Below are 24,111 nucleotides of genomic sequence, written 5' to 3' on the forward strand. Positions count from 1 at the left end.
AACTCAAGTATCTCTGTTAATCACTCATTTGGAAAAACACTTAGCATAAAGGTAAGACTAAGCGAGTATCCATAAACAGTTGTGCTGGCGACAATAGCAAGAGTGAACCACCTGATCCCTTCCCGAACTCAGAAGTGAAACCTCTTCGCGCTGATGGTAGTGTGGCGTTTGCCATGTGAGAGTAAGTCATCGCCAGCTCATTATTCGAAATCCCCCTCTACGAAAATGTAGAGGGGGATTTTTTTATGCGTGGGATTCTGTGCAGGAGTTAAACGCTCCTTAAGTAATAGTATTAAAGTCAGTTAGTACATTGGCGATATGAATATATAAATAAGATAATTCAGTATTATAAAAAGCATATAACTCGAAACTGGTTTGGGTGTAATCATTAATATTGAAGATAAATTAGAAGGTCATTTCATGGTTCAAAAAATGAACCATTCAACTTTAGTTATTTTCGATGTGATTCGAATAATATGAGCATTTCTGCAGTAGACATTCATGATCAAATCTACCATTTTAGATAAAACTGAATATTAATTCAGTTTTTTGAATATAAAAAACTCACAATTGGAGGTGAGCTAAAATGGCAGCGAATACAATGAATGTAAATGCTGTAGTGGATAAAGCCAAGTTTAAACCTTTCCACTTAACGGTAGTACTTTGGTGTTTATTTATTGTTTTATTTGACGGTTATGATTTGGCGATTAATGGAGTGACTTTACCGTTACTTATGCAAGAGTGGAATATGAGTGCAGTACAAGCGGGAATGCTTGCGAGTACAGCACTTGCCGGTATGATGTTTGGCGCAATGTTTTTTGGTATGTTGGCAGATAAAATTGGACGTAAAAATGTCATTCTAATCTGTGTATCATTATTTAGTGGTTTTACTTTTTTGGGTGGTTTTGCTTCAAACCCGACAGAATTTGGTTGTTTACGATTTATTGCAGGTCTAGGGATTGGTGGAGTATTACCTAATTTGGTGGCATTAACTTCTGAATATGCGCCTGAAAAGCTACGTAGTACTCTCGTTACAGGGATGTTTAGTGGTTATGCTATGGGCGGTATTATGGCTGCATTATTTGGTGCTTGGTTTACACCAAGTTTTGGTTGGGAAGTTATGTTTTGGATAGCAGGGATTCCACTATTATTTCTTCCTTTAATTTGGAAATTCTTGCCTGAATCACTGGCATTTCTAGTTAAGCAACAAAAAATACAAAAAGCACGCGAAATTGTTCAAAAATTATCACCTCAAGATATTGTTACCCCAGAAACGGTTTTAGTTTTTAATGAAAGTAAAGTTGCTCCAGCATCTTTATCAGCACTCTTTCAAGAGGGACGTGCAAGAGGAACACTTTTGTTCTGGCTAGCATTTTTTATGTGTTTACTGATGTTGTATGCATTAGGAAGTTGGTTACCAAAACTAATGATGGCGGCTGGGTATTCATTGGGCAGTAGTTTAATGTTTTTGTTGGCATTAAACATTGGTGCAGTTATAGGAACTGCTGGTGGTGGTATCCTTGCCGATCGTTTCCATATTAAACCTGTCATTATTTCGATGTTAAGTGTAGGTGTATTGGCACTTATTGGTCTTGGTTTTAATTCGCCACAGCCTGTAATTTATTTGTTGGTGTCTTTAGCTGGGGCGGCTTCCGTAGGTTGTAGTATTTTACTTTACAGCTATGTTGCACAATTTTATCCTTTGGCTGTACGTTCTACAGGTTTAGGTTGGGCTTCTGGTATTGGTCGGATGGGAGCGATTGTTGGACCGATCGTTATCGGATATTTACTGGGCTTAGAATTACCGCATAAAATGAATTTTATTGCAGTTGCAATTCCTGCAATTATTGGTGCTGCAGCAATATTATTGATTAAGCGTGATAATTCAATTCAGTTGCCTCAAGAAAATATCATTAAAACTAGAAAGGCTTTAATTGATTAGTCTTTGATACATATAAAAAAGCCTCTTAAAGAGGCTTTTTTATTCAAGAAAGAGAGTGTTAGATGAAAATTGTCTATAAACCCATAAAAGTTTTATATATTGATCAATGCACCGCAGAAATTTTATCTAAGAAAATTTTTGTCCGTTCATGGCGTTCTTCTGGTTTATTAAAGAAGTCTTGGGTTGGACAGTCTTCTAAAATTTTACCTTGATCCATAAAAATCACACGACTTGAGACTTTTCGTGCAAAGCCCATTTCATGGGTTACACACATCATGGTCATGCCTTCTTTAGCCAGTTGCGTCATAACATCTAGTACTTCTCCCACCATTTCAGGGTCAAGGGCAGAGGTTGGTTCATCAAATAACATACACACTGGATCCATACATAATCCACGTGCAATCGCGACACGTTGCTGTTGACCCCCCGATAATTGTCCTGGAAACTTATCTTTATGTGCAGTTAATCCAACTCGATCTAAATATTGCAGCGCTTTTTTCTTTGCTTCCTCTTTAGAACGGTTTAAAACTTTGATCTGACCTAAAGTTAAATTCTCCAAAACAGTCATATGTGGAAAAAGTTCAAAGTGTTGAAACACCATACCTACACGTGAACGGAATTGGTCTAAATTAGTTTTCGGATCTTTAAGCAGTGTACCATCGACAATAATATTGCCTTCTTGAAATGGCTCTAAAGCGTTAACCGTTTTAATCAGTGTTGATTTACCTGAACCAGAAGGTCCACACACAACAACCACTTCACCTTTTTCAATAGATGTCGTGCAATCTGTTAAAACCTGAAAATCTCCATACCATTTTGAGATATGTTGTATTTCTATCATTGGCATTTCGATTCTCCCTTAACGAATTATGGCTATTTTTTGATGTAAACGTTTCACTAAACGTGAAAGCGTAAAGGAAATAACAAAGTAAATAATGGCAACAACCAAATAGAAAACGGCTTTGGTTTCTGAACCGTAAGTATTGGCAAGGGTATTGGCATTGCCTAAGAAGTCAGGCGCACTAATCACATAAACCAAAGATACATCTTGGAAGAGCACGATAGATTGCGTCAAAATCACAGGTAACATATTCCTAAATGCTTGTGGCAGAACAACATTTGACATGGTTTGCCCATAGGTCATACCTAGTGCATATCCTGCATTGACTTGACCTCGTGATACAGATTGAATCCCTGAGCGTACAATTTCAGAGAAAAATGCTGCTTCAAATATGGCAAATGTGACGACACTTGAAAATAATGGTCCCCAATAGGTGTGATATTGGAAATCAAAAAATTTAGGCAATAAAAAGTAAAAAATAAAGATGACTTGAATCAGTGGTACACCACGGAAAAAATCGACATAAAATTTGGCAAATCCACTGGCAATTTTACTGTTGGATAAGCGCATCATCGCGATTGGGGTACCAATGAGTATTCCGCCAATGATGGATAGGATGGTCACGGTTAATGTGAATTTAAAACCTTGTAGAAGGGTGGTAATCACATCTTCATTTTGTAGAATACTAAAATCCATGATTACTTACCTCCTGAGCCGAGACCAGGAACGGCCATGCGTTTTTCAATCCAAGCCATTAAGTATTTAATGCAATAAGTAATGATTAAATACACTGGTGTAGACAGCACAAGGATGACAATATCCTGTGAAGTTTCTTCACGCATAGTTTTGGTATAAGCAAAGAAATTGAGCACACTTAAGGCAAATAAAATGGCTGAATTTTTAAAAACATTCATTGCTTCAGAGGTAATGGTCGGCCAGACAATACGATATGCGACGGGTAAAATCACATAGCGATAGCTTTGATTTTGAGAAAGCCCCAGTGCAAAAGCTGCATTTTTTTGACCTTGAGAAACCGTGGTAATACCTGCGCGTACTTGTTCAGCAATTCGCGCTGCGGTGTATAAACCTAATGCAAATACACCAATAATGGCAGGATTATCATTTAAGATATTTTGCCACCATCCGCCATGTACCATTTCGCCACTTCCAGTACTTAAACTCAATGGAAGTAATTCTGGAAATACAAAGGCCCAGAAAAATAATTGCACAATTAAAGGGATATTTCGAAAAAGTTCGACATAACATGTACCAATAAAGCTCAGAATTTTATTGGGGAGTGTTCTCATGATGCCAATTAAAGAGCCTAACAAGAAAGCAATAATAAAGGCGATAAGGGCAGTCCAGACCATTGTCCAAACACCTGAACCTAAAAGCTGTAACCAAGTTGGTGCATCAGCAACAGGTGAATAACTTTCCCCACCAATAACTTTGCAAACTGATTCTGCCCAAGCCGCTTTATCTAAACTATACTCATTGGATTCGGCACAAAAAGCTGTCCATTTAAGCAAGCCAACTGACATGTGTGCTCCTTGAAAATCATTTTATAATTAATTCGGTCAAAGCGAATCCTATGCTTTGACCGTTATTTGATTTTTATAAAGTGAATTATTTAATGCCTGCATCATTTGGACTTGCTTGAAGTTTCTTGTATGAAACACTCATTGGCATATTTAAGTTAATATTTTTTGGTGGAATAGGCGATAAGAACCATTTTTTGTATAGCGCTGCAATTTGACCATTTTTCCACATTTCATTAACGACTTTGTCCGCAATGGCTTTGTATGCAGCATCTCCTTTAGGCAACATAATGCCATATGGTTCAGAAGATAAAATAGGACCTACAATTTTAAAATCTTTTGGTTTTGAAGATTTAGCAACCAAGCCCGCTAAAATATTATCATCCATGACAAATGCAGCAGCACGACCTGACGCAACCATGGCAAATGAGTCAGAGTGATCTTTACCATAAACGTTGTTGACGTTAATTTTTTCGCCTTTTTCACCCATCTTAATGTATTTGTCAGATGTTGTTCCTTGAGTCGTCACAACGGCTTTACCATTTAGATCTGCTAAGCTTTTAATTGGGGAAGTTGCCTTAACCACCATACGCACTTCTGTGGCAAAGTAGTTGGTTGAAAAGTTCACTTGTTCTTGGCGTTGAATTGAGTTGGTTGTTGTACCGCACTCCATATCAATGTTTCCGGCTAACATTTCTGGAATACGTGTCGATGATGTCACGGCTTTATATTCGACTTTTAAGTTCGGTAACTTTAAGTCTTTCTTTAAAGTATTGGCAAAGTTATTACAAATATCAATGGCATAACCCATAGGTTTGCCACCCACAATATATGAAATCGGGTCAGAAGACTCACGATAACCGATAACTACTTTTCCAGATTTCTTAATTTTAGCAATTGTATCTGCAGCTTGAGTTTGAGTGATCGCACCTGTTGCAAACATTAAACCGATTGTTGAAATAAATAATTTTTTTGACACTGTGTTCATTGAAGAAATCTCCATTTCTAATTTTGATGTTTCATTTAATTTCTTAAATTACCAGTTGAATGGTTATTCAAAATTCATACCATGTTCCGTGAGTATGATTAATATTCATCCTACAATTATTTTTATACCTTCACTTGCAATAAGTAAAGAATAAAAAACGATATGTATTTTGCTTAAAAAAATTGAAAATGATAGAAACAGAAAATCTCTGTGATTTTGTTACTTTAAAAATCGATTTATTCAAAATGCGTATTACGCTTTATCGGAAATATCAGGTTATTTTTTGATGAATTATAAAATAAAATCTAATCTTAATTGTGTCAATTTATAGCGTAAATCTTTGATGTTAAGCCGACTTAATTAAAATAAAGTGATTGATTAAGAATAATTAAATTATATTTTTCCATCTAATTTTTATTGTTTAAAAACGCTACCTAAAAATCTGAAGTTGTGATATAAAAAATTAGGCATATTTCTTGCTACAAAATATAGAATAGAGGGATTTAATTCGTTATGAAGTTATCTGTAGGACTAAAAGTAGCAAATTCTTTGTCCTTAACCCCTCAATTACAACAAGCGATTCGATTATTGCAACTTTCAAGTCTTGAATTAGAACAAGAAGTACAGTTGCAACTTGAAACCAATCCTTTGCTTGAGAAAGTTGAAGATGACAACTTCGCTGAAAGTTTAGAGCAAATCCAAAATGAACAACTTAAAAATGAACAACAATCTTCAAAAGATTTAACCAATGAATTAAATGCCGACCATCTACCCAATGACTTACCTGTAGATACAGATTGGGACGATGTCTATACGCATCAATCTACCGCAATGGAAATGCCAGATTTTGAAGAACGTGAAGACAATCGTTTCGGCCATGTCTCTTTAAAACAACATGTCTTAGAACAGGTCAATTTGCTGAACTTTACGCCTGTAGATCGACTGATCGCACACTGTATTGTTGATGCTTTAGATGATAAGGGTTTTTTAGAGGCCGATTTAGAAGAGATTCAAACCTCAGTTCAACAGCTACTTGAACAAATGGATTATGATGAAGAAGTTGAGTTAGATGAAGTGGTGGTGGTGCTCAAACATATTCAACGTCTTGAGCCTACAGGTGTTGGAGCTAGAGGCTTAGTTGAATGTTTATTTATTCAAGTTGAACAGTTGCCAAATGACACGGAATATCGTCGAGAAGCATTAATTTTACTCAAGCATTATGAATTATTAATTGCGAATGATTTAAATCGTTTACTCAAACAAAGTGGTTTAAAACAGGACCAGCTCAAACCCACAGTCGAATTGCTCAAAACATTAAAAGCCTATCCAGGTTTGGAGTTTGAAGATAAAGAACAAGATTATCAAATACCTGATGTCGTAGTATCGAAAAAAAATGATACTTGGCATGTTCAACTCAACCCCGATATTTTGCCTAAACTTCGAGTGAATTCTTTTTATGCCAATATGATTCGTCGTGCTGATCCAAGTGATGATAATCAGTATCTGCGTAATCAAATGTTAGAGGCAAAAAACTTTATTAAGAGTGTGGATGAGCGCCATAAAACATTATTAAAAGTAGCCAGTTGTATTGTTGAGCATCAACGTGAGTTTCTTGAGGTTGGTGCAGAAGGCATGAAACCGATGGTGCTTCGTGATGTTGCTGATGAAGTCGAGCTGCATGAATCGACAGTTTCTCGAGTCACCACCAATAAATATTTGCTCACACCTCGTGGATTATTCGAATTGAAATATTTCTTTTCAAGTCATGTGGGCACAACCACAGGTGGCGAGGCATCATCCACTGCCATACGCGCGAAAATTAAAAAACTGATTTCAGAAGAAAATCCACGTAAGCCTTTATCCGACAATTCTTTAGCAAATATACTCAAAGAAGATGGTATTGATGTGGCACGAAGGACGGTCGCAAAATATCGAGAATCGTTACATATTCCTTCATCATCTGATCGAAAAGTCTTGATCTAAAAATTGAAGTGAGATTATTCTAGAGATTCATTATGACAACGTAATGAATCTCTTTTTTATTCTGCGAGGCAAAGCTTTAATGATCACATCAATGATATGACACAGGCTATTTTCGTGGAAAGCATTGTGGATGCAATCGTTTTGGCGCTGTCTTGCTCACTACTTCATGCAGGAGAGGGATAGAATCATGCAAATAACAATTCGCGGACATCATTTAAGTATTACCCCAGCAATTGAAGAAAATATTCGTTTTAAGTTTTCACAGATGACGAAGCACCTCGATCAGGTGAACAGTATGCAAGTGAAACTAAGCAAAGATCATCAAATCGATAAACGATCCAAAAAAGGAAGTGCCAATCATATTGCTGAAGCCATTGTGAGATTGCCAGGAATCGAATTTTTTGCACAAGCTACAGGGGACGATATGTATGCATCAATAAAAAAATTGACAGAAAAAATAAAAAAACAGCTTACACGCTACCGTAAAATGCAGATGAACTTTCAGCCACTTCCCATTTCGTAAACTTTATTAGGGAATTGCTGTAAAAAGAGGTTGAAAGACCTCTTTTTTTTATAGATAAATCGTATCAGTTAATGAATTAATTTACAGAGTTATAGTAAAATACACGGTTTTTACAATTTGATCGTCCAATAAGGGGTCTTTGCAATGAATAGTGAACAGCTCACTGAAATTTTAAAAGCTGCTTTCCCTACTGCTGATGTTGCGGTGAGTGGACAAGGTGGTAAGTTTGACCTCCGTATTGTAGATGATCAATTTGAGGGTAAACGTACGGTTGCCCGTCAACAATCTGTTTATGCTCCTCTCAATGACTATATTAAAAGTGGCGAAGTACACGCAGTGACGATTCGTGCGATGACAAAAGAAGAATGGCGCAAAGCTAGTCTTTTCGGAGCTTAAAGATCTATGGATAAATTTTTAATCACTGGCGGTGTAACGCTACAAGGTGAAGTACGCATTTCTGGTGCAAAAAATGCGGCTTTGCCATTACTCGCAGCCATGATTCTTGCAGATTCTCCTATTACATTGACCAATGTACCTAATCTCAAGGATGTAAATACACTGGTTAAACTGATTAGTGGTTTAGGTGTCACCATGACCTATGAGGGTGACAAAGTGACCGCTGATGTTTCAACTTTAGACAATCAATTCGCGCCTTACGAATTGGTGAAAACCATGCGTGCATCTATTTTGGTATTAGGTCCATTGGTTGCTCGTTATGGCAGTGCAAAAGTGTCTTTACCGGGTGGTTGTGCCATTGGTTCTCGTCCAGTCGATCAGCATTTAAAAGCGCTTGAGGCTTTAGGTGCACACATTGAAGTTGAAAATGGTTATGTACATGCCAAAGTTGACGGCCGCTTAAAAGGTGGTGAAGTTGTCTTTGATATGGTCACTGTTGGTGGTACCGAAAATATTTTGACTGCTGCTGTTTTAGCGGAAGGTGTGACCACTATTCGTAACGCAGCACGTGAACCAGAAATCACAGATCTTGCTAATATGCTTGTGAAAATGGGCGCAAAAATTGAAGGTATCGATACAGACACTCTGGTTGTGACTGGTGTTGAGAGCTTACATGGTTGTGAACATGCAGTTGTAGCAGATCGTATTGAAACAGGTTCATATTTGGCTGCTGCGGCGATTACTGGCGGTAAAATTAAGACTACACATACTGATCCAGCATTGATGGAATCTGTGCTTGAAAAGTTTGAAGAAATGGGCGCGGAAGTGACCCGTGGAGATGACTGGATCGAGCTGGATATGATGGGTAAACGTCCGAAAGCCGTAAGTTTCCGTACATTACCACACCCAGATTTCCCAACAGATATGCAAGCGCAATTGATGGCAGTCAATGCCATTGGTCGTGGTTTTGCAACCATTTCTGAAACGATTTTTGAAAACCGTTTTATGCATGTACCTGAATTGTCACGTATGGGGGCAAACATTCAGGTTGAAGGTAATGATGCAGTTGTTACTGGTGTAGAAAAACTTTCTGCTGCTCCAGTAATGGCTACAGATTTACGTGCTTCTTTTTCTTTAGTTTTAGCAGCATTGGCGGCTGAAGGCGAAACCTTGATTGATCGTATTTATCATATCGACCGTGGTTACGAAGATATTGAAGCAAAATTACAAGGTTTAGGTGCCCAAATTAAGCGAGTAAGTTCATGAGCGATATGAGAAACGATGATCCTAATTTTGATGTAATGGGAAATTTTGATCATGGTTTAACATTGGCATTAAGTAAAGGTCGTATCTTGAAAGAAACGTTGCCTTTACTTGAAACAGCTGGAATTAACTTACTGGAAGATCCAGATAAATCACGTAAGTTAATTTTCCCAACCACACATAAACATGTGCGTATTTTGATTTTACGTGCATCTGACGTACCGACTTATGTTGAAAATGGTGCGGCAGATATTGGTGTTGCGGGTAAAGATGTGCTGATGGAGCATGGTGCTCAAAATGTCTATGAACCATTGGACTTAAAAATTGCCAACTGTAAGTTAATGACAGCGGGTAAAGTAGGGATGGAACGTCCGAAAGGTCGTTTAAAAATTGCCACTAAATATGTGAACTTAACCCGTCAATACTATGCAAGCTTAGGTGAGCAAGTCGATGTTATTAAGCTTTACGGTTCTATGGAACTTGCACCACTTGTGGGTTTAGGTGATTACATTGTGGACGTTGTCGACACTGGTAATACACTCCGTGCCAATGGTCTTGAACCACTTGAAGAGATTTGCAAAGTGTCTTCACGTTTAATTGTGAACAAAGCCAGCTTTAAACGTAAGCAAACCTTGCTTAATCCAATTCTTGCGCAGCTTGAAAAAGCAGTGGAAGAAAGAGAAGCGAAGAAAGCCTAATTTGATTTAAGTTAGAAAAACCGTCCGAAAGGGCGGTTTTTTAATATGTGAAGATAAAAGCAATAATATGCAAATGTGAGCATTAAAACATGTATTAATTGATAATATGCAAATAAAATAATATAAATAAAAATTTGTGGTATTTATAACAATAAAAATTAGGATAAAGAGCGCTAACGCATATTAAGTGTATGATATTTAATTAATAATAACCATACTTTTGTTGGATAAATATTTTGTTGTGTAATATAGAATTGATTAAAAAAAACGCTAAATCATTATAAAAGAGCTTAATTTTTATAAATATTTGTATAAAAAAATTAAAGCAGTTTTTAAATAAAATTAAGGGGCACAAAATGCAGAGTTTAGTTAAAAAATATCAAATGGCAATGTTTACTGTATTACTTACCAGTGGTTTAGTTGCATGTGGTGGTGGGAGTGATGGTGGATCTGATAATACTGATGATTTACCAGAAAACTTACCAGAAGCAATTTCACCTGAACTTTCTGAAGATTTTATTCCATTTGAAAATACTGATTTACTCACCTCATTAAAAGATCTTTTTAATGGAACAGTATCAGGAAGTACGAATTACAATAGAGCTTTAGGACATATGATTGGAGAAGTTTTTGCGGATTATCCAATTGCTAGAACGGGACGTTTAGTTCAATTGTATAACATGGGGGATAAAATATTTACTTGGAAAAATATCACATGTTCAAGCCTAACAGAATCGACTGATTCACAAACGTTGACGGTCAATAAAAATTGTGTGATGTTGGATAAAACTTTTAAGAGTGGTTCGCAAATTACAAAAACTGTTACTGGTGATACAACTACGATCACCTTTACTGGTGTCAGATATGGTTCGAATGTGGATTTTAGCCTTAAAGATGAATACCTAGTTTCAGGCTCCATTCAAAAAATTGTACAGCAGATAGGATCAATAAAAATTGAGCAATATAAAATAGGGAATTTGACCTATCAGCGCGTTGTTGAAAATGGCAATGGAGGAGAGGGTGAAACATTTAGTACGAATAGTAAGGAGTATTTACAAGCTAAAAATTACGATTATCAGCTAAAAACGGAAGATAATGTTCGTACCTTAACTACGAATGGCACAATTATTGGTCAACCCTTAAATGCAACGTTTAGATATAAGTTTACATATCAAACTGATGTTTTGAATCCTTTTAAAATGAACAAATTGGGTTTGATTTATCATCATTTACCAAATGCTGGAGGGGTATTAAATATTGAAGATCAATACAATGTTGATAATACAATTATAGTCAAACAATTAACAGATCAATCACTTAATGCGAGTATCGAATTTAAAGGTGAAAAAGTGGGCGATTTATTATGGTCAACGATTATTGGCAGTAAAAATTAAAATTTAGTAAAAGAGACGTTCCTTACAATGATCTATACAAGAAACGTCTTTTTTATATCTGAAAGTTAATTTAACAATTTGTTGAATTTAAAATGAGATCTTTTGTCATATTTGTTTATTGACTAATGTTCTAGTTCATTCAATTTCATGCCCACAAAGCCTATGAAACAAGGTAAACTTAATCTTTCTATAAACAACCTTGTGGGTAAATTGATGCGACGTTTATCGACTCAAGAGCAGAACTTCAAGCAAGTTTTTAAAGACTTGTTGGCTTTTGAAACAGTGAGTGATCCTGAGCTTTTAAAAACAGTAGACCAAATTATTGCGGATGTGCGCCAACATGGTGATGCACATGTGCTTAAACTCACTCAACAGTTCGATCGACATCCAGCGCATCAATTTTCAGATCTAGAACTGACACAAGACGAGTTAAAAGCAGCATTTGAAGGTTTAACAACGGAAGTACGTGAAGCACTAGAGCTTGCAGCCAATCGTGTTCGCGAATTCCATCAAGCGCAAAAGCAAGATGGTTGGACCTATGTTGATGCTTTAGGCAATACCTTGGGTCAAAAAGTGACACCGCTTGACCGTGTCGGTATTTATGTACCAGGTGGTTTGGCGTCTTATCCATCTTCAGTGCTGATGAATGCTGTTCCTGCACATGTTGCTGGTGTGCCTGAAATTATCATGGTGGTACCAGCCCCAAATGGTGAGTTAAATCCATTGGTACTTGCAGCAGCGTATTTGGCAGGTGTGAGTCGTGTATTTACTATTGGTGGTGCGCAAGCAGTTGCGGCTTTAGCTTATGGTACAGAAACAATTCCTTCTGTCGATAAAATTACAGGACCGGGTAACCGTTTCGTGGCTGCGGCAAAACGTGCGGTATTTGGTCAAGTCGGTATTGACATGATTGCAGGTCCTTCTGAAATTTTAGTGTATGCAGAAGGTACAAATAATGCTGAATGGTTAGCTATGGATTTATTGTCACAAGCTGAGCATGACACAGTGGCACAAGCAGTCTTCATTACCCCAGATGAAACTTTATTGAATGAAGTTGAACAGTGGATTGAAAAGCATTTACAAGCTTTACCAAAAGCAGATATTGCGCGTACGTCAATTGAAAACCGTGGCGCATTGGTTTTGGTCAAAGACCGTGCTGAAGGTATCGAACTGATTAATCAAGTTGCGCCTGAGCATTTGATGTTGTGTCTAGATGAAGCTGAAGCAATGGCAGAAGATATTCGCCATGCAGGTGCCATCTTCATGGGACGTTATACGCCAGAAGCAATTGGTGATTACTGTGCAGGTCCAAACCATGTTTTACCAACATCAGGGACAGCACGTTTTTCATCACCACTTGGCGTATATGATTTCCAAAAACGTTCAAGCTTGATCATGTGTTCTGAGCAAGGCGTGAAAACTTTAGCGAAAACTGCAGATATTTTGGCACAACAAGAAAACTTGGATGCCCATGCACGCTCTGCACGTTATCGTTATCAAGATTGATTTCATTATAGAGTGCTAGTCTTAGAGGAATCTTCTGCTCAATAATGTAGAAGAAAAAGTTCAAAGACTAGATAACATTGATTTAGAAATGAGTTAGTCCTCTCTTGCGCCACATATGGTTTGGGGAGGTTAGGAAAGGGGAATGATAACCTCTCCCTAACCCTCTCCTAAAAGGAGAGGGAACTCCGAGAAAATAAAATGTCGATCACTACAGAACAAATGCGTTTTTGGAGCCCTGAAGTACGTGAGTTAGAACCGTACACACCAGGTGAACAACCCAAAATCCAAAATTTATTAAAATTGAATACCAATGAAAACCCGTATCCGCCGTCACCGAAAGTGGTTGCAGCCGTACAAGCGGTTTTAGAAAATAATGCCGATGTATTGCGTTTATATCCCGACCCAGATGCAACAGCATTAAAACAAGCCATTGCAAAACAGCAATCTGTTCCTGTAGAAAATGTCTTTGTCGGTAATGGTTCAGACGAAGTTTTAGCACATATCTTCAAAGCATTTTTTGTGCAAGATAAGCCCATTCTTTATCCTGATATTACCTACAGCTTCTATCCTGTTTATAGTCAATTTTTTGGTTTGGCATCAAAGACTAAAATTTTGCCACTCAACGATGATTTTGAAATTGTGGTGGATGATTATAAACAGCCAAATGGCGGGATTATTATTACCAATCCGAATGCACCAACCAGTATTGCATTAGGATTGTCTGCGATTGAAGAAGTGCTTCAAGCAAACCCTGATTCAGTTGTGGTGATTGATGAAGCATATGTCGATTTTGGCGCGGAATCTGCTGTTGCTTTGGTGGAAAAATATGAGAATCTCGTCGTTTGCCAAACCACGTCTAAATCACGTTCGCTTGCAGGTTTACGTGTTGGTTTTGCCATTGCGCAGCCACATTTGATTGCAGCACTTGAAGCGGTAAAAAATAGCTTTAACTCTTATCCAATGGATCGTTTTGCGATTGCTGCTGCGGTGGCTTCATTTGAAGATCAGGAATACTTTGAAGCACAAAATGCCAAAGTCATCGCCAGCCGTGAAAAACTGGTTGAGCAACTCGCTGAAATTGGTTTTAAAGTATTACCATCTAAAGCGAACTTTATCTTTGCATCATTGCCAAGTAAAGATGCCGGTGAATTGGCAAGTGAGTTACGTGAACGTGGCATTATTGTGCGTTATTTTAATAAGCCACGGATTAATCAATTCTTGCGTATTACCATTGGAACTGATGAGCAAAATCAGCGTTTAGTGGATACCTTAAAAAACGATATTTTAATTTAACTTAATCCCTCCTAGCCTCCCTTTTAAAAGGGAGGAAATCCCCCTCTTTAATAAAGAGGGGTTAGGGGAGATTCTCATAGAATGATGTGATTTCGGTTTTTCTTTATTCAGGCTGATACCAAGTATTTAATAAATCCAACATTGCAGACACTTTATCAAAGCATTCTTGATATTCGGCATCGGCATTGGAAGCAATAGTAATACCGCCTCCTGCCCAAATAGAAACATCATCCTGATATTTTTGAATACTTCGAATTAAAATATTCCAAGACCCAGTCCCATCGAAATTAAAGTAGCCCATTGAGCCACAATATGCGCCACGTGGTGAGCTTTCAAGTTCTTCAATAATTTGCATTGCACGAATTTTTGGAGCTCCCGTGATCGAACCACCTGGAAGCGCTGACAGTAGCATGTCAAAAGGGTGAACATCTGCTTTAAGCGTTGCTCTGACTTCACTCACCATATGATGAACTTGATTAAACGATTCAATTTCAAATAATTGCGGTGTTTTTACAGAACCTTTTTCAGCATAAACACTTAAATCATTACGTAATAAATCGACAATCATTAAGTTTTCAGCTTGATCTTTTTCAGAGTGTTTAAGCGTATTTTTGGATTGTTGATCGCGCAATGGATCTGCATAACGGGGCATTGTGCCTTTGATTGGGCGTGTAACGATTTCACGCTCATTTTTAAAATCAATGAAAAGCTCAGGTGAGCAACTGAGTAACTCAAACTCATCTAATTTCAAATATCCAGCATAAGGTGCATTGGTGAGTGACCAAAAATCTTCAGCCGTTTCAATCAAATTTCCTGTAGCTTTTGCTGTGAACGCTTGTGTGAGATTAATTTGATAGCAATCTCCAGCGACAATATATTCTTGAATTTTTTCAAAACTTTGTATGTATTCGCTTTTTTTCCATTGTGCATGGCACGGTGCTGTGAGTTTGAAATTTGACTGATCCGGTTGATTTATAATTTCTTCTAATAAATCAAATATTTCCTGTGCATTTGACTCTAAGCTGTGAAATATCCAGTGATTATTCTCGTTTCTTATAAAGCTTTTATAGCAACCCAAATATGCATTGGGTTGTTGACGAAATTGGGTCTTTACTTGTGCTTGGGTGGCAAAATTATAGTCAATAAATCCAATATATCCGCCATTGAAATAACCAAACTCATCTTGATTTGACATACTCTGAAACATTATAAAATCTGATAAAGATGAAATATCAATGTTCTTTTTGTATTTCAAATCTTTATCGCGATCAAAAACGTGATGCACATCTTGAATTTGAATACAATACTTTTCTGGCAAAAAACCGATGACAGGTTGACCGTTATTTTCTAAATAGACGCATCCAAATAATGAATTCAGTTGTTTTAGAATATCTGACTTTGATAAAAAACAAAGACTTAATTCTTTAGAAAAGAGAAAATTATTTGTTGATGTATTGTTACTAGAACTCATTTTTTAAATGTTACCATATTTGATGACCACATCACATTAACGCCGTTTATCGGGAATTGTTTAAAATTTAAAAACAAGTGTTGAAGATATGTTTTCATAAGGTTAATTTAACAATGCAAACCGGACTACTCAAGGATTGACGTAACAGTTGTTAAAATAACAAAAAACAGCTGCTACAGCGCAGAGTAGTTAACAAGGAATAGTAATAAAAAATACTCTTGGGAGAGTACACATGAAAATATTTACAAAACTGGCTTTGGTTTCTTCAATTGCAATCAGTGGAAACGCAATGGCTTTACAAGCTATGGATGATGAAACACTAAGTGCAACGACTGGTCAAGATGGTATCAGCATTGGTATTAAATTGGATGGTGGTGCAATTACAATTGGTCAAGTACTCATACATGATAATACCGGTTTAGCAGCTAAAGGTGCAGCAGGTGATGCTGGTTTTGGTGGTACAGATACAGCAGGTGCCATTGTTATTGGTAAAGGGGATGCAACGCCTGGCGTAAAAATTACTCAAACTGATCCAAATGCCAATTTAGTTGATCTAGTTATTGATAGTGATGCAGGTACTGGTCCAAATGGCGCTTTCTTAAACGTTGCAGCAAATATCACTGGTCTTAAAGCTGAAATCGGTTCGATTGGCGTGGGTAAATCTGGTGTGAAAACTGCAGGCTCAGTTGTTCGTGGCGCAGTTGATGGCAGTGTAAATGAAATTTTAACAGGCTTAACACTTGAGCTTGGTACTGTGGGTGCAAATATCCAGTTAGGTGCTACACCTCAAGGTGCAATGATTGTGCTTGATTCACAAATCGCAGGTGGTTTGAAACTTACTGACCTTGGTATTAAAGACAATGCAGCCGGTGGTTCTATCCATCTTGATGAAATCCAAGTGGTTAAAACTGGTCAAACATACTTAGATGCCAATGCAAAAATTGGTGTTTCAACCAAAGGAATCGAAATTCGCCCTGTAGCACAAGATATTAGTGCTTACATCAGTGGTGTGCGTTTAGGCGATAAAACTGCAGCATCTATTGGTGATGTAGAAATTAAAGGTCTAAATATGGGTGCATCTACGATCATTATCTCTGGTCACTAAGACGCTGTTCAAGAACGTGTGCTAGGCATACGTTCTTGATCTTATTTGAAGTGTGGCAAAACAATAAAATTAATACATGACATTGAAAGTATATAAAACGTTACGAAGAAAAAATTGAAAAATTAAACATAGGCATATGGACGCCAAATTTAAATAGCCAAGATTATGATAGAAATTACATTAGGTTCTGCAATTATTTATTACTTTGCAAGCCATGCTCTTGAAAATAAAAAAAAACCTCCTGAAGCGGTTTATTATTCGGAAGTATTAGATTCTAGAGACCCGTCTTTTGCACGTAACCACAGTGAAGTGGTGATGATCAAACCTGCATTGGAAAATCAGTTCAGAGGCATTGTTCGTCAGGCCTATGACTACAGTTGCGGTTCTGCGGCATTAACCACTGTTTTAAATGGATTTGTGGGGACACAACTCTCTGAATTACAAACGATGGAAGGTTTACTCAAATTTGGTGAATACAACCGAATTATAGAACGTCGTAGCTTTTCCCTTCTTGATATGAAGCGTTTCGTCACTGCTTTAGGTTATGAAAGCGGTGGATATAAAGGCGAATTCGAAGATCTTATCAAACAAAATCAACCCGCAATTGTCCCGATCAATTATGCGGGTTTTAAGCATTTTGTTGTTTATAAAGCTTATAAAGATGGTCGTGTCTATGTCGCCGACCCAGCATTGGGAAATATCAGTTTCGATCAATCTCGATTTCAAGAGATTTGGGAGAACAACACCATGTTTCTCATTAATGTTCCTCAAGAACAACAAAAAAATTTATTGGCATTACAAGAAGCTGATTTAAGACATGTAGATGATGCCACTATCAATCGCTATGCGATTGTGGAGGTTCAAAACTCTCCCGAATTTATGAACAAAATTGCTGATCGTGCATCGACAATGCGAAAAGTGATCGATACCGGTCCAAATTCACCGACATATAATCAACCCATCAATACCTTTATGCGACTTTACTATAAGAGAAAGTAAAACAAATAAAATGAATAAGCGAGCAGGAATATAAAATGAATAATCAATGGATGAAAAAAACTTTACTTGCATTAAGTATTCAAATGACTATGGGGATAGTTTATGCCGCAGAGCAAACAACTATCGCTGAAACAAATTCTTTAGATGAACTATCTGCAACAAAAACAAACCAAGAACTAAAAGCAGATCAACAAACCCAAGCAAAATCTCAAGTCACGGATACTGGCATAGATCAAAATGAAACGCCTTCTTTAGCTCCTAGAGAGGGAACGGCTGCATCTGCATTACAACAAAAAGAAGGAGATGCCAGTCAAAAAACCAATTTAGAAGAAGTGTTCACATCGAATGAACGCCAATATTCATTAATCAAAAAAGGTGAATTTTCAGCTTTCTATGATTTGGATTATACCTATTACCGCGATTCACAAATCAATGCTGCTATTGATGATCGTATCGTTAGTCAGTTGCGTATTGATGAAGATGCAAATCATACGATTACCAATACTTTTTCAGCTCAATATGGTTTAAGAGATAATTTAACCTTAAGTGCTTCAGTACCATTCGTCGCGAAGTCAGACAGCTTAAAAGATACTACCACCGCAGGTTTAGGTGATATTAGCTTTGGCGCACGTTGGGAACCATTTCCTTTAAAAGCAGGTCGTTTACCGCTGATTTTATTTGGTTCTGTTTCGACTAAAACGGGTGATAGTCCTTATGAAATTAATCCTGAAAAAGATCTTCAAACAGGGAAGGGATATTATTCAGTTGGCTTAGGTGCAAGTACGCGTAAATATATTGATCCTGTTGTACTTTTTGCCTCTGTGTCGGCAAGTTATGGTTTTAAAGAAACAGGGTTAAACCAAATTCGTGGTGGTGGTAATGCCAATGGTGAAGGTGGTGACGGTAAGTATCGTATTTTAGATACCTTTGATCCTGGAATTAGTGGTGGATTCTCTTTTGGTTTCGCCTACTCATTTAACTATGACGTATCGCTGACCATGTCATATCAACAGTCATTTAACACCAATGCCAAATATTCGTATACGACAGGTGAAAGTTTCAATGCGGCCTTACAAAGTAGTGCGATGTTCTCTGTCGCATTGGGTGTTCGTGTAAGTCCTGAAACAATTGTTAACGGTACCATCGGTATTGGTTTGACTGAAGATGCACCAGATATAACACTAGGTCTATCTTTCCCATTAGATATTTTAGGCTTTGGAAAGAAAAAACCAAGCTAACGGAGTGATGGTATGAAATACCTTCGTTTACACCCGTTAGTGATTGGTATGTTATTAACGGGGTTTTCTGTCCCTGCATTGGCACAATTGGGGCAAAATTTGTCGGTCGATGTTAGATCGTTGAGTATGGGTAATGCGGTTACAGCAGATCCACCTGGTATCAGTGCTGTACATTTCAACCCTGCGGCACTGACTAAACTCAAGGGCTTACATACAGATGTTCAAGGCTTGATTGCGAACTTTGATGTTGAACGTCAGTTCTCTGCGCCACCGGGCTATAACGTTTTTGGCTATTCAGATGATCCTTTAGTTTGTAATGATCCAGCCGATAATCCATCTGATATTTGTACCGATTATAAAGGTGTGGTAAATGGCGATGTTGAATATGCTAGCCTTTATGTACCTATTTTAAAGAAAATGGTCGATCTTGGTGAAGGTTGGCCTATTGCAGCGCCTACAGCTGGGATTTCCTATAATCCACCTGGTTCTAAACTGACTTATGCAACCTCTGTGTACGCACCATTGATGGCTGGATTTGGCTCTGAAGATGGAAATCCAGGTAACTTCATGGGGCAACAAATTGCCATTGAACGGATTACCTATTTATCCCCCACCATTGCATATGAAGTGAATGATCAACTTTCTATTGGTGCTTCTGTCGGTATGTCTTACCAAGCAATCGCCATGAATACCGGACTACGTTTTCCGAATGAGCTGATTGGTGCGGTGAGGATGATTGATGAAAAAATCTGTAAGCAATTTCGTGATAATTCAAACCTAATTACCGATCTCTTGCTTTTTGGTATTTGTAATGCACAAGAGGGAATGAACCCCTTTGGAAAATTTGGACAACTCGAAGTGGCAATGGAGCAATCCTTAAGTCCAAGTTATAACCTAGGGGTACTTTGGGAGCCAAATGAAGATTTCGGTTTTGGTTTGGTCTATCAAAGCGCTGCAAAAATGCGTTTAAAAGGCAAATATTTTATCAACAATGCATATGCGCCACGTGAGTTAATCAGAGGGTTGAATACTTCTACCACAGGGCAGGTTTTAGCAAAAATTTTAGGTTTTCCAGATTTTATTCCGCCAACAGAATCTGGTTTAGTTTCTATGGATCTCGAATATCCATCGCATGTGCAAGCTGGGATTAAATACAAAGTACTGCCAAATTTACAAGTCAATGTAGATGTCGGTTGGACAGATTATTCATCTTGGGACAAATTTAAGTTTGAATTTGATCGTCAGATTTCGGCTTTAAAAATCGCTAAGTTATTGTCAAATGAAGTGTCCGATACATCATTGTCTTTACCTTTAGGTTTCCAGTCAGCTTGGAACTGGGGAATTGGCGTTGAATATACATTTAACGATCGTTTGAAGTTCCGAGCGGGCTATGAGCCGAGAACCAGTGCAATTCCAGATGATAAGCGTAATACCATGGTCCCTATTAACAATGCTCAAATGTTTGGTTTGGGTGTGGGCTATCGCTTTGATGAAGACACAGATTTAGACCTTTCCGTTGCATTCTTACGTAGCCGAGACAATATTCCAGCGGGGACAAGTAGCCTTGCCAACAAAGATGGCGTCAATAACCTGCTTTTAAATCCATATGCAGGTTTGAATGTCGCAACCAATACGAAAATATTGATTCTTGGTCTTAACTATAGGACGAGATGGTGAGTGATATGAATCATAAAAAACATCAAGCTCTATTTCATCTTCACTCTATGCATGCTCAGTTTATGAGTTTTGATCTATCTAAGCATTTTAAAAACTTAGGATTCATTGGTTGTTTGACAGTAGTGTCTTGTCCGTTGTTCGCAGCAGACTTTTTTACCATTATTGGACCAGATGGACGTCCAATGGTGATTCAACGCAAAGACAGTAAAAAAAACGTTGAGAAATCAGTAAACCATAGATCTTCTGGACAAAAGCAGCTATCTCAGCCAATAGTGAACGATGAGATAAAACATACGGATTCATCTCAAACTCGACATCAACCTGATCAAGCTGTTGTACATTCGATACCTCAATCCGAAAATAATACGGTTCGTGTGGATGCTCAAGATCATGTAAGCGGACATCAAATCGATTCAAAGCATTTATCGACGATAACAATGCCTGCTACAACGTCTCATGTTGAACATCCTAATGTAGAAAAAAATCAGAATAATCAAGAGTCAAAAGGCATCGTCTCTGGTGTAACTCAATCGGTGAAAAATATTTTTAACCGAGACAAGTCACCAAAAAAAGAAGTTCAACCGACCAAGGTAACAGTGATAGACGGTGTCAAATATATTGATAACGAATATCTAGAAGATCGTGAATTTAACCTAGAAGGACGTAAACGGTTTTATATGACCCAAGATTTTGGTGGAGGGCGTAAATTCGAAACTGTAGAAAGAGAAAAAGGCATTACCAAGTCGGTGTTGAATAAGTTTATCAATGCTGGAAAAGCAGAAGAGAAAACACCAGTGGTTTTAGCATCTACCTACTATCGAATGCCAAAAGATGATGTTGTACAAAGTTTAGAACAGACTTGTTTTGCAGACAAAAAAATTAAAAAAGCGAAGGTGCTTGGTGCAAAAAAAGAAGAATTAGGGATTTGGCCTGTGAAGCCGATTAAAGAAAAATTTGCTTATGAAGTCGTGAAGTTGGATCAGCGTGTTCAAAATATCCAAGTGGTTTCCTATGCTTCTTCTCAAAACAATCCAAATTTTTATTGGCCATTTGTTGTCTTTCTAGATCAGCAGGGCTGTGTAATTGAAGGTGTGAGTGGTTTCAAAAATGAGAATAAAACGGAAACGAATTTTAGTCATTCTGCACTTGAAGGGGTTTTGATCAAGCCTCCACAGGCTGTTTATTTGTTTATGACCCCATTGGTTGAATCCATTGATGCCCAGAACGTCCAGCTCAGTAATCAAGGGCAAATCAAGCTTACTGTTTTACAATAATTTTTAGAGCATAAGATCATGAAAAAAAAGATATTACTCCCATTAAGTTTGTCGACTTTTGTGCTTGCTTTGTCAGGTTGTGGCGGTGGCGGAGAAAGTGCGACGATCAATGAAGATCCATATCAGGGTGTTGTAACCACGACCAATGGTTGTGATGTGGGAAACACCCAATGTCAAAATTTTATTATCGATTACCCGATTGAAGGGTTAAATTTCGACTGTAGTAGCGTCGTCAACAAGCATTTTGTGACCAAGATAGAAGGCAATGTTGCCACAGGTGCATGTTTAACAGGCGACAAAATTAGTTTTTATTTACAGGGCTCACAAAGCAGTCGGAAAGTAGAATTAGGTACGGTGGACTTAAAGCAAATCGTACCGACAAAAATTGAAAATAAAGCTGCGTTGATTAGTCTTGCTGATATCGCCAAAGGTATGACAGGCAAAGAAATTAGTAACCAAACCATGTCGGATGATACTTACAAGACGTTGGTACGTATCATTCGTGTTTTTCAAGCGATTGGTGTAAAGCAAAATGAATATGTCGCGGGAGATGTTCAACCGATCAGTATCACCACCAACTTTAAAAATGAGCTAAGCAAACTCGATGCAAATGTTGTTGTGGCAGATTTCTTAGATGGAACCTATGAAAGCGACTTAAGTCCTTGGTTAAATATTTCTGAAGTAAATGAAACAGTCGCAGTTCAAGTGGCAAAACAATTGGGTAATTTGAGCAATGTAAACATTTATTCTACATCGTTCTTGACCCTTGAAACTTTAGTTGGAAATCTGAATGGCTTTAGTGGAAGTAGTCAAACTGAAGATTCAATTGGTAATTTAATTGCGCTGACTACTCGTCAAGGGTATACCGTTGGCTATGCATTACAGTGGACGGGTAAAGTTGACTTGAGCAATGGTCAAACAGGATCTTTGATTTCAAGAATGAAATTGGTGACGCAAGTGCCCCCGAAAAAATTAAATACTTATTCACAAACTGGTGTTGGTGGAACGCATTTAACTGACATTAAAGATTGGATTAATCCGTTCACTCAGAAAATTGCTACGCCATTGGTGCTCAGAACCAATCCTGAAAATAATGATGTGATGCAGATTTACCAAGGTAAATTCATCAATCAAAATGTTATTCCCGGCAATTTTGATGTGTATAAAAGTTTATCTGGTGAAACGCAGGCACCATCAGACAGTAGTACTTACGGCAAATGGCGTCAAAGCGATTCAGGTAAACAATTTGATGGCACAATCGATCTGTTTAAATCAAATCCAGCCACGTATTTAAATCGTGATGTATTTTTAACAGCGAACAATACCAAAGCTGGCGAAGTTTATATTTTTCCACTCTACGCAGATTTAAAATTTAACTTTAGTGATAGTTCTATTGAACCCGTCCAAATGAGTATCGTGATTGATGAAAATGGGGATATTAGAACCAATCGATCAGCAACATCGTTAACATCGAATAAATGCTTAACTGTGAATAACGTTATGATGGACAGTGATAATGTTCAGCAATATCGTATTGGCACAACTGGGGCAGTCAATTCGAGTAGTAATGATAAGTCGATAACATTGCGTATGATTTTAGCAAACCCAATTTTTGAAAAACTTGATGGTGTATTAGTTGGTCTAAATTATACAGATCAAGTGTTTTCAAATGAGCAAGTAGGTTTTGCATCAGATGGTGTTCGTCTAAATTTAATGAATTTAATTGTAGACAAAAATACCGCTCGAGGCATTAATATTTCGGGCTGGGACAATAACCAGACCAAAGTTGCTCAGTGGGGGAATGTTTACGCTTCATATCAAAGTGTATTTAATCAAGAAAATAAAAATGCGGTTTTGTCTCAGCAACAAATTGATTTGGCAAAACGTACAAGCGGTACGATTGAGGTGAGTTTACCTGATTGTTATGAAGTCAAAACCAAGTAATCTTTGAGAAGCGAAAATTTACAATCAAAAATCCATCT

General features: G+C 37.6%; 20 protein-coding genes and 1 rRNA gene. 16 read left to right on the forward strand and 5 right to left on the reverse strand.

Annotated features, from left to right (window positions below):
* Positions 1–83 precede the first annotated feature (83 nt).
* Positions 84–198 (forward strand): 5S ribosomal RNA (rrf, locus tag G8E00_RS03795).
* Positions 199–586: 388 nt separating this feature from the next.
* Complete coding sequence (locus tag G8E00_RS03800) at positions 587–1,942, forward strand: MFS transporter (RefSeq protein ID WP_166222047.1); 1,356 nt, start codon at positions 587–589, stop codon at positions 1,940–1,942.
* A 103-nt stretch (positions 1,943–2,045) separates the two neighbouring features.
* On the opposite strand, the gene G8E00_RS03805 is transcribed toward G8E00_RS03800, so the two are convergent.
* The 4 genes from G8E00_RS03805 to G8E00_RS03820 all read right to left on the reverse strand — a co-directional run bounded on the left by G8E00_RS03805 (position 2,046) and on the right by G8E00_RS03820 (position 5,264).
* Positions 2,046–2,789 (reverse strand): amino acid ABC transporter ATP-binding protein, encoded by a 744-nt coding sequence (locus G8E00_RS03805; protein ID WP_166012747.1) that lies wholly within the window; start codon positions 2,787–2,789, stop codon positions 2,046–2,048.
* 12 nt (positions 2,790–2,801) lie between these two features.
* A complete protein-coding gene (locus G8E00_RS03810) occupies positions 2,802–3,479 on the reverse strand; it encodes an amino acid ABC transporter permease (protein WP_166012748.1) in 678 nt (225 codons plus the stop codon).
* Positions 3,480–3,481: 2 nt separating this feature from the next.
* Positions 3,482–4,324: an amino acid ABC transporter permease gene (locus G8E00_RS03815; RefSeq protein WP_166222050.1), complete on the reverse strand. Its 843-nt coding sequence runs from the start codon at positions 4,322–4,324 to the stop codon at positions 3,482–3,484.
* Positions 4,325–4,409: 85 nt separating this feature from the next.
* Positions 4,410–5,264, reverse strand: coding sequence for an amino acid ABC transporter substrate-binding protein (locus G8E00_RS03820; RefSeq protein ID WP_406741461.1), 855 nt, complete (start codon positions 5,262–5,264; stop codon positions 4,410–4,412).
* Between the two features lie 558 nt (positions 5,265–5,822).
* Here G8E00_RS03820 and G8E00_RS03825 point away from each other — a divergent pair.
* From G8E00_RS03825 to hisC, 8 genes are all read left to right on the forward strand, one after another.
* Complete coding sequence (locus G8E00_RS03825; RefSeq protein ID WP_166222055.1) at positions 5,823–7,292, forward strand: RNA polymerase factor sigma-54; 1,470 nt, start codon at positions 5,823–5,825, stop codon at positions 7,290–7,292.
* A 187-nt stretch (positions 7,293–7,479) separates the two neighbouring features.
* Positions 7,480–7,815, forward strand: coding sequence for a ribosome hibernation-promoting factor, HPF/YfiA family (gene hpf / locus G8E00_RS03830; RefSeq protein ID WP_166012752.1), 336 nt, complete (start codon positions 7,480–7,482; stop codon positions 7,813–7,815).
* A gap of 144 nt (positions 7,816–7,959) precedes the next feature.
* Entirely contained in the window at positions 7,960–8,211 is a 252-nt protein-coding gene (gene ibaG / locus G8E00_RS03835) for a BolA family iron metabolism protein IbaG (RefSeq protein WP_166222057.1), read from the forward strand.
* Positions 8,212–8,217: 6 nt separating this feature from the next.
* A complete protein-coding gene (gene murA / locus G8E00_RS03840; protein WP_166012754.1) occupies positions 8,218–9,477 on the forward strand; it encodes a UDP-N-acetylglucosamine 1-carboxyvinyltransferase in 1,260 nt (419 codons plus the stop codon).
* Positions 9,474–10,172 (forward strand): ATP phosphoribosyltransferase, encoded by a 699-nt coding sequence (gene hisG / locus G8E00_RS03845; protein ID WP_166222059.1) that lies wholly within the window; start codon positions 9,474–9,476, stop codon positions 10,170–10,172. Before murA ends, hisG begins: the two co-directional genes overlap by 4 nt.
* A gap of 356 nt (positions 10,173–10,528) precedes the next feature.
* Positions 10,529–11,566 (forward strand): hypothetical protein, encoded by a 1,038-nt coding sequence (locus tag G8E00_RS03850; RefSeq protein WP_166222061.1) that lies wholly within the window; start codon positions 10,529–10,531, stop codon positions 11,564–11,566.
* A gap of 201 nt (positions 11,567–11,767) precedes the next feature.
* Positions 11,768–13,072, forward strand: a complete 1,305-nt coding sequence (gene hisD / locus G8E00_RS03855) for a histidinol dehydrogenase (protein WP_166226395.1) — start codon at positions 11,768–11,770, stop codon at positions 13,070–13,072.
* A 198-nt stretch (positions 13,073–13,270) separates the two neighbouring features.
* On the forward strand, positions 13,271–14,365 hold the full coding sequence (gene hisC, locus G8E00_RS03860) for a histidinol-phosphate transaminase (protein ID WP_166222063.1): 1,095 nt from the start codon (positions 13,271–13,273) through the stop codon (positions 14,363–14,365).
* Between the two features lie 103 nt (positions 14,366–14,468).
* On the opposite strand, the gene G8E00_RS03865 is transcribed toward hisC, so the two are convergent.
* On the reverse strand, positions 14,469–15,836 hold the full coding sequence (locus tag G8E00_RS03865) for an anthranilate synthase component I family protein (RefSeq protein WP_166222065.1): 1,368 nt from the start codon (positions 15,834–15,836) through the stop codon (positions 14,469–14,471).
* 232 nt (positions 15,837–16,068) lie between these two features.
* On the opposite strand from G8E00_RS03865, the gene filA reads away from it, so the two are divergent.
* From filA to filF, 6 genes are all read left to right on the forward strand, one after another.
* Positions 16,069–16,941 (forward strand): putative pilus system protein FilA, encoded by an 873-nt coding sequence (gene filA, locus G8E00_RS03870; protein WP_166012758.1) that lies wholly within the window; start codon positions 16,069–16,071, stop codon positions 16,939–16,941.
* Between the two features lie 165 nt (positions 16,942–17,106).
* On the forward strand, positions 17,107–17,940 hold the full coding sequence (gene filB / locus G8E00_RS03875; RefSeq protein ID WP_166222067.1) for a putative pilus system C39 family peptidase FilB: 834 nt from the start codon (positions 17,107–17,109) through the stop codon (positions 17,938–17,940).
* A gap of 35 nt (positions 17,941–17,975) precedes the next feature.
* Entirely contained in the window at positions 17,976–19,178 is a 1,203-nt protein-coding gene (gene filC, locus G8E00_RS03880) for a putative pilus system protein FilC (protein WP_166222069.1), read from the forward strand.
* Between the two features lie 12 nt (positions 19,179–19,190).
* A complete protein-coding gene (gene filD, locus G8E00_RS03885; protein ID WP_166012761.1) occupies positions 19,191–20,855 on the forward strand; it encodes a putative pilus system OmpP1/FadL family transporter FilD in 1,665 nt (554 codons plus the stop codon).
* A gap of 5 nt (positions 20,856–20,860) precedes the next feature.
* A complete protein-coding gene (gene filE / locus G8E00_RS03890; protein WP_166222071.1) occupies positions 20,861–22,129 on the forward strand; it encodes a putative pilus assembly protein FilE in 1,269 nt (422 codons plus the stop codon).
* Between the two features lie 18 nt (positions 22,130–22,147).
* Positions 22,148–24,073 carry a putative pilus system protein FilF gene (gene filF / locus G8E00_RS03895; RefSeq protein ID WP_166222073.1) on the forward strand — a complete coding sequence of 642 codons (1,926 nt, stop codon included), beginning with the start codon at positions 22,148–22,150 and terminating at the stop codon, positions 24,071–24,073.
* Positions 24,074–24,111: the final 38 nt, after the last annotated feature.

Source organism: Acinetobacter shaoyimingii, from assembly GCF_011578045.1.
Lineage (GTDB): Bacteria > Pseudomonadota > Gammaproteobacteria > Pseudomonadales > Moraxellaceae > Acinetobacter > Acinetobacter shaoyimingii.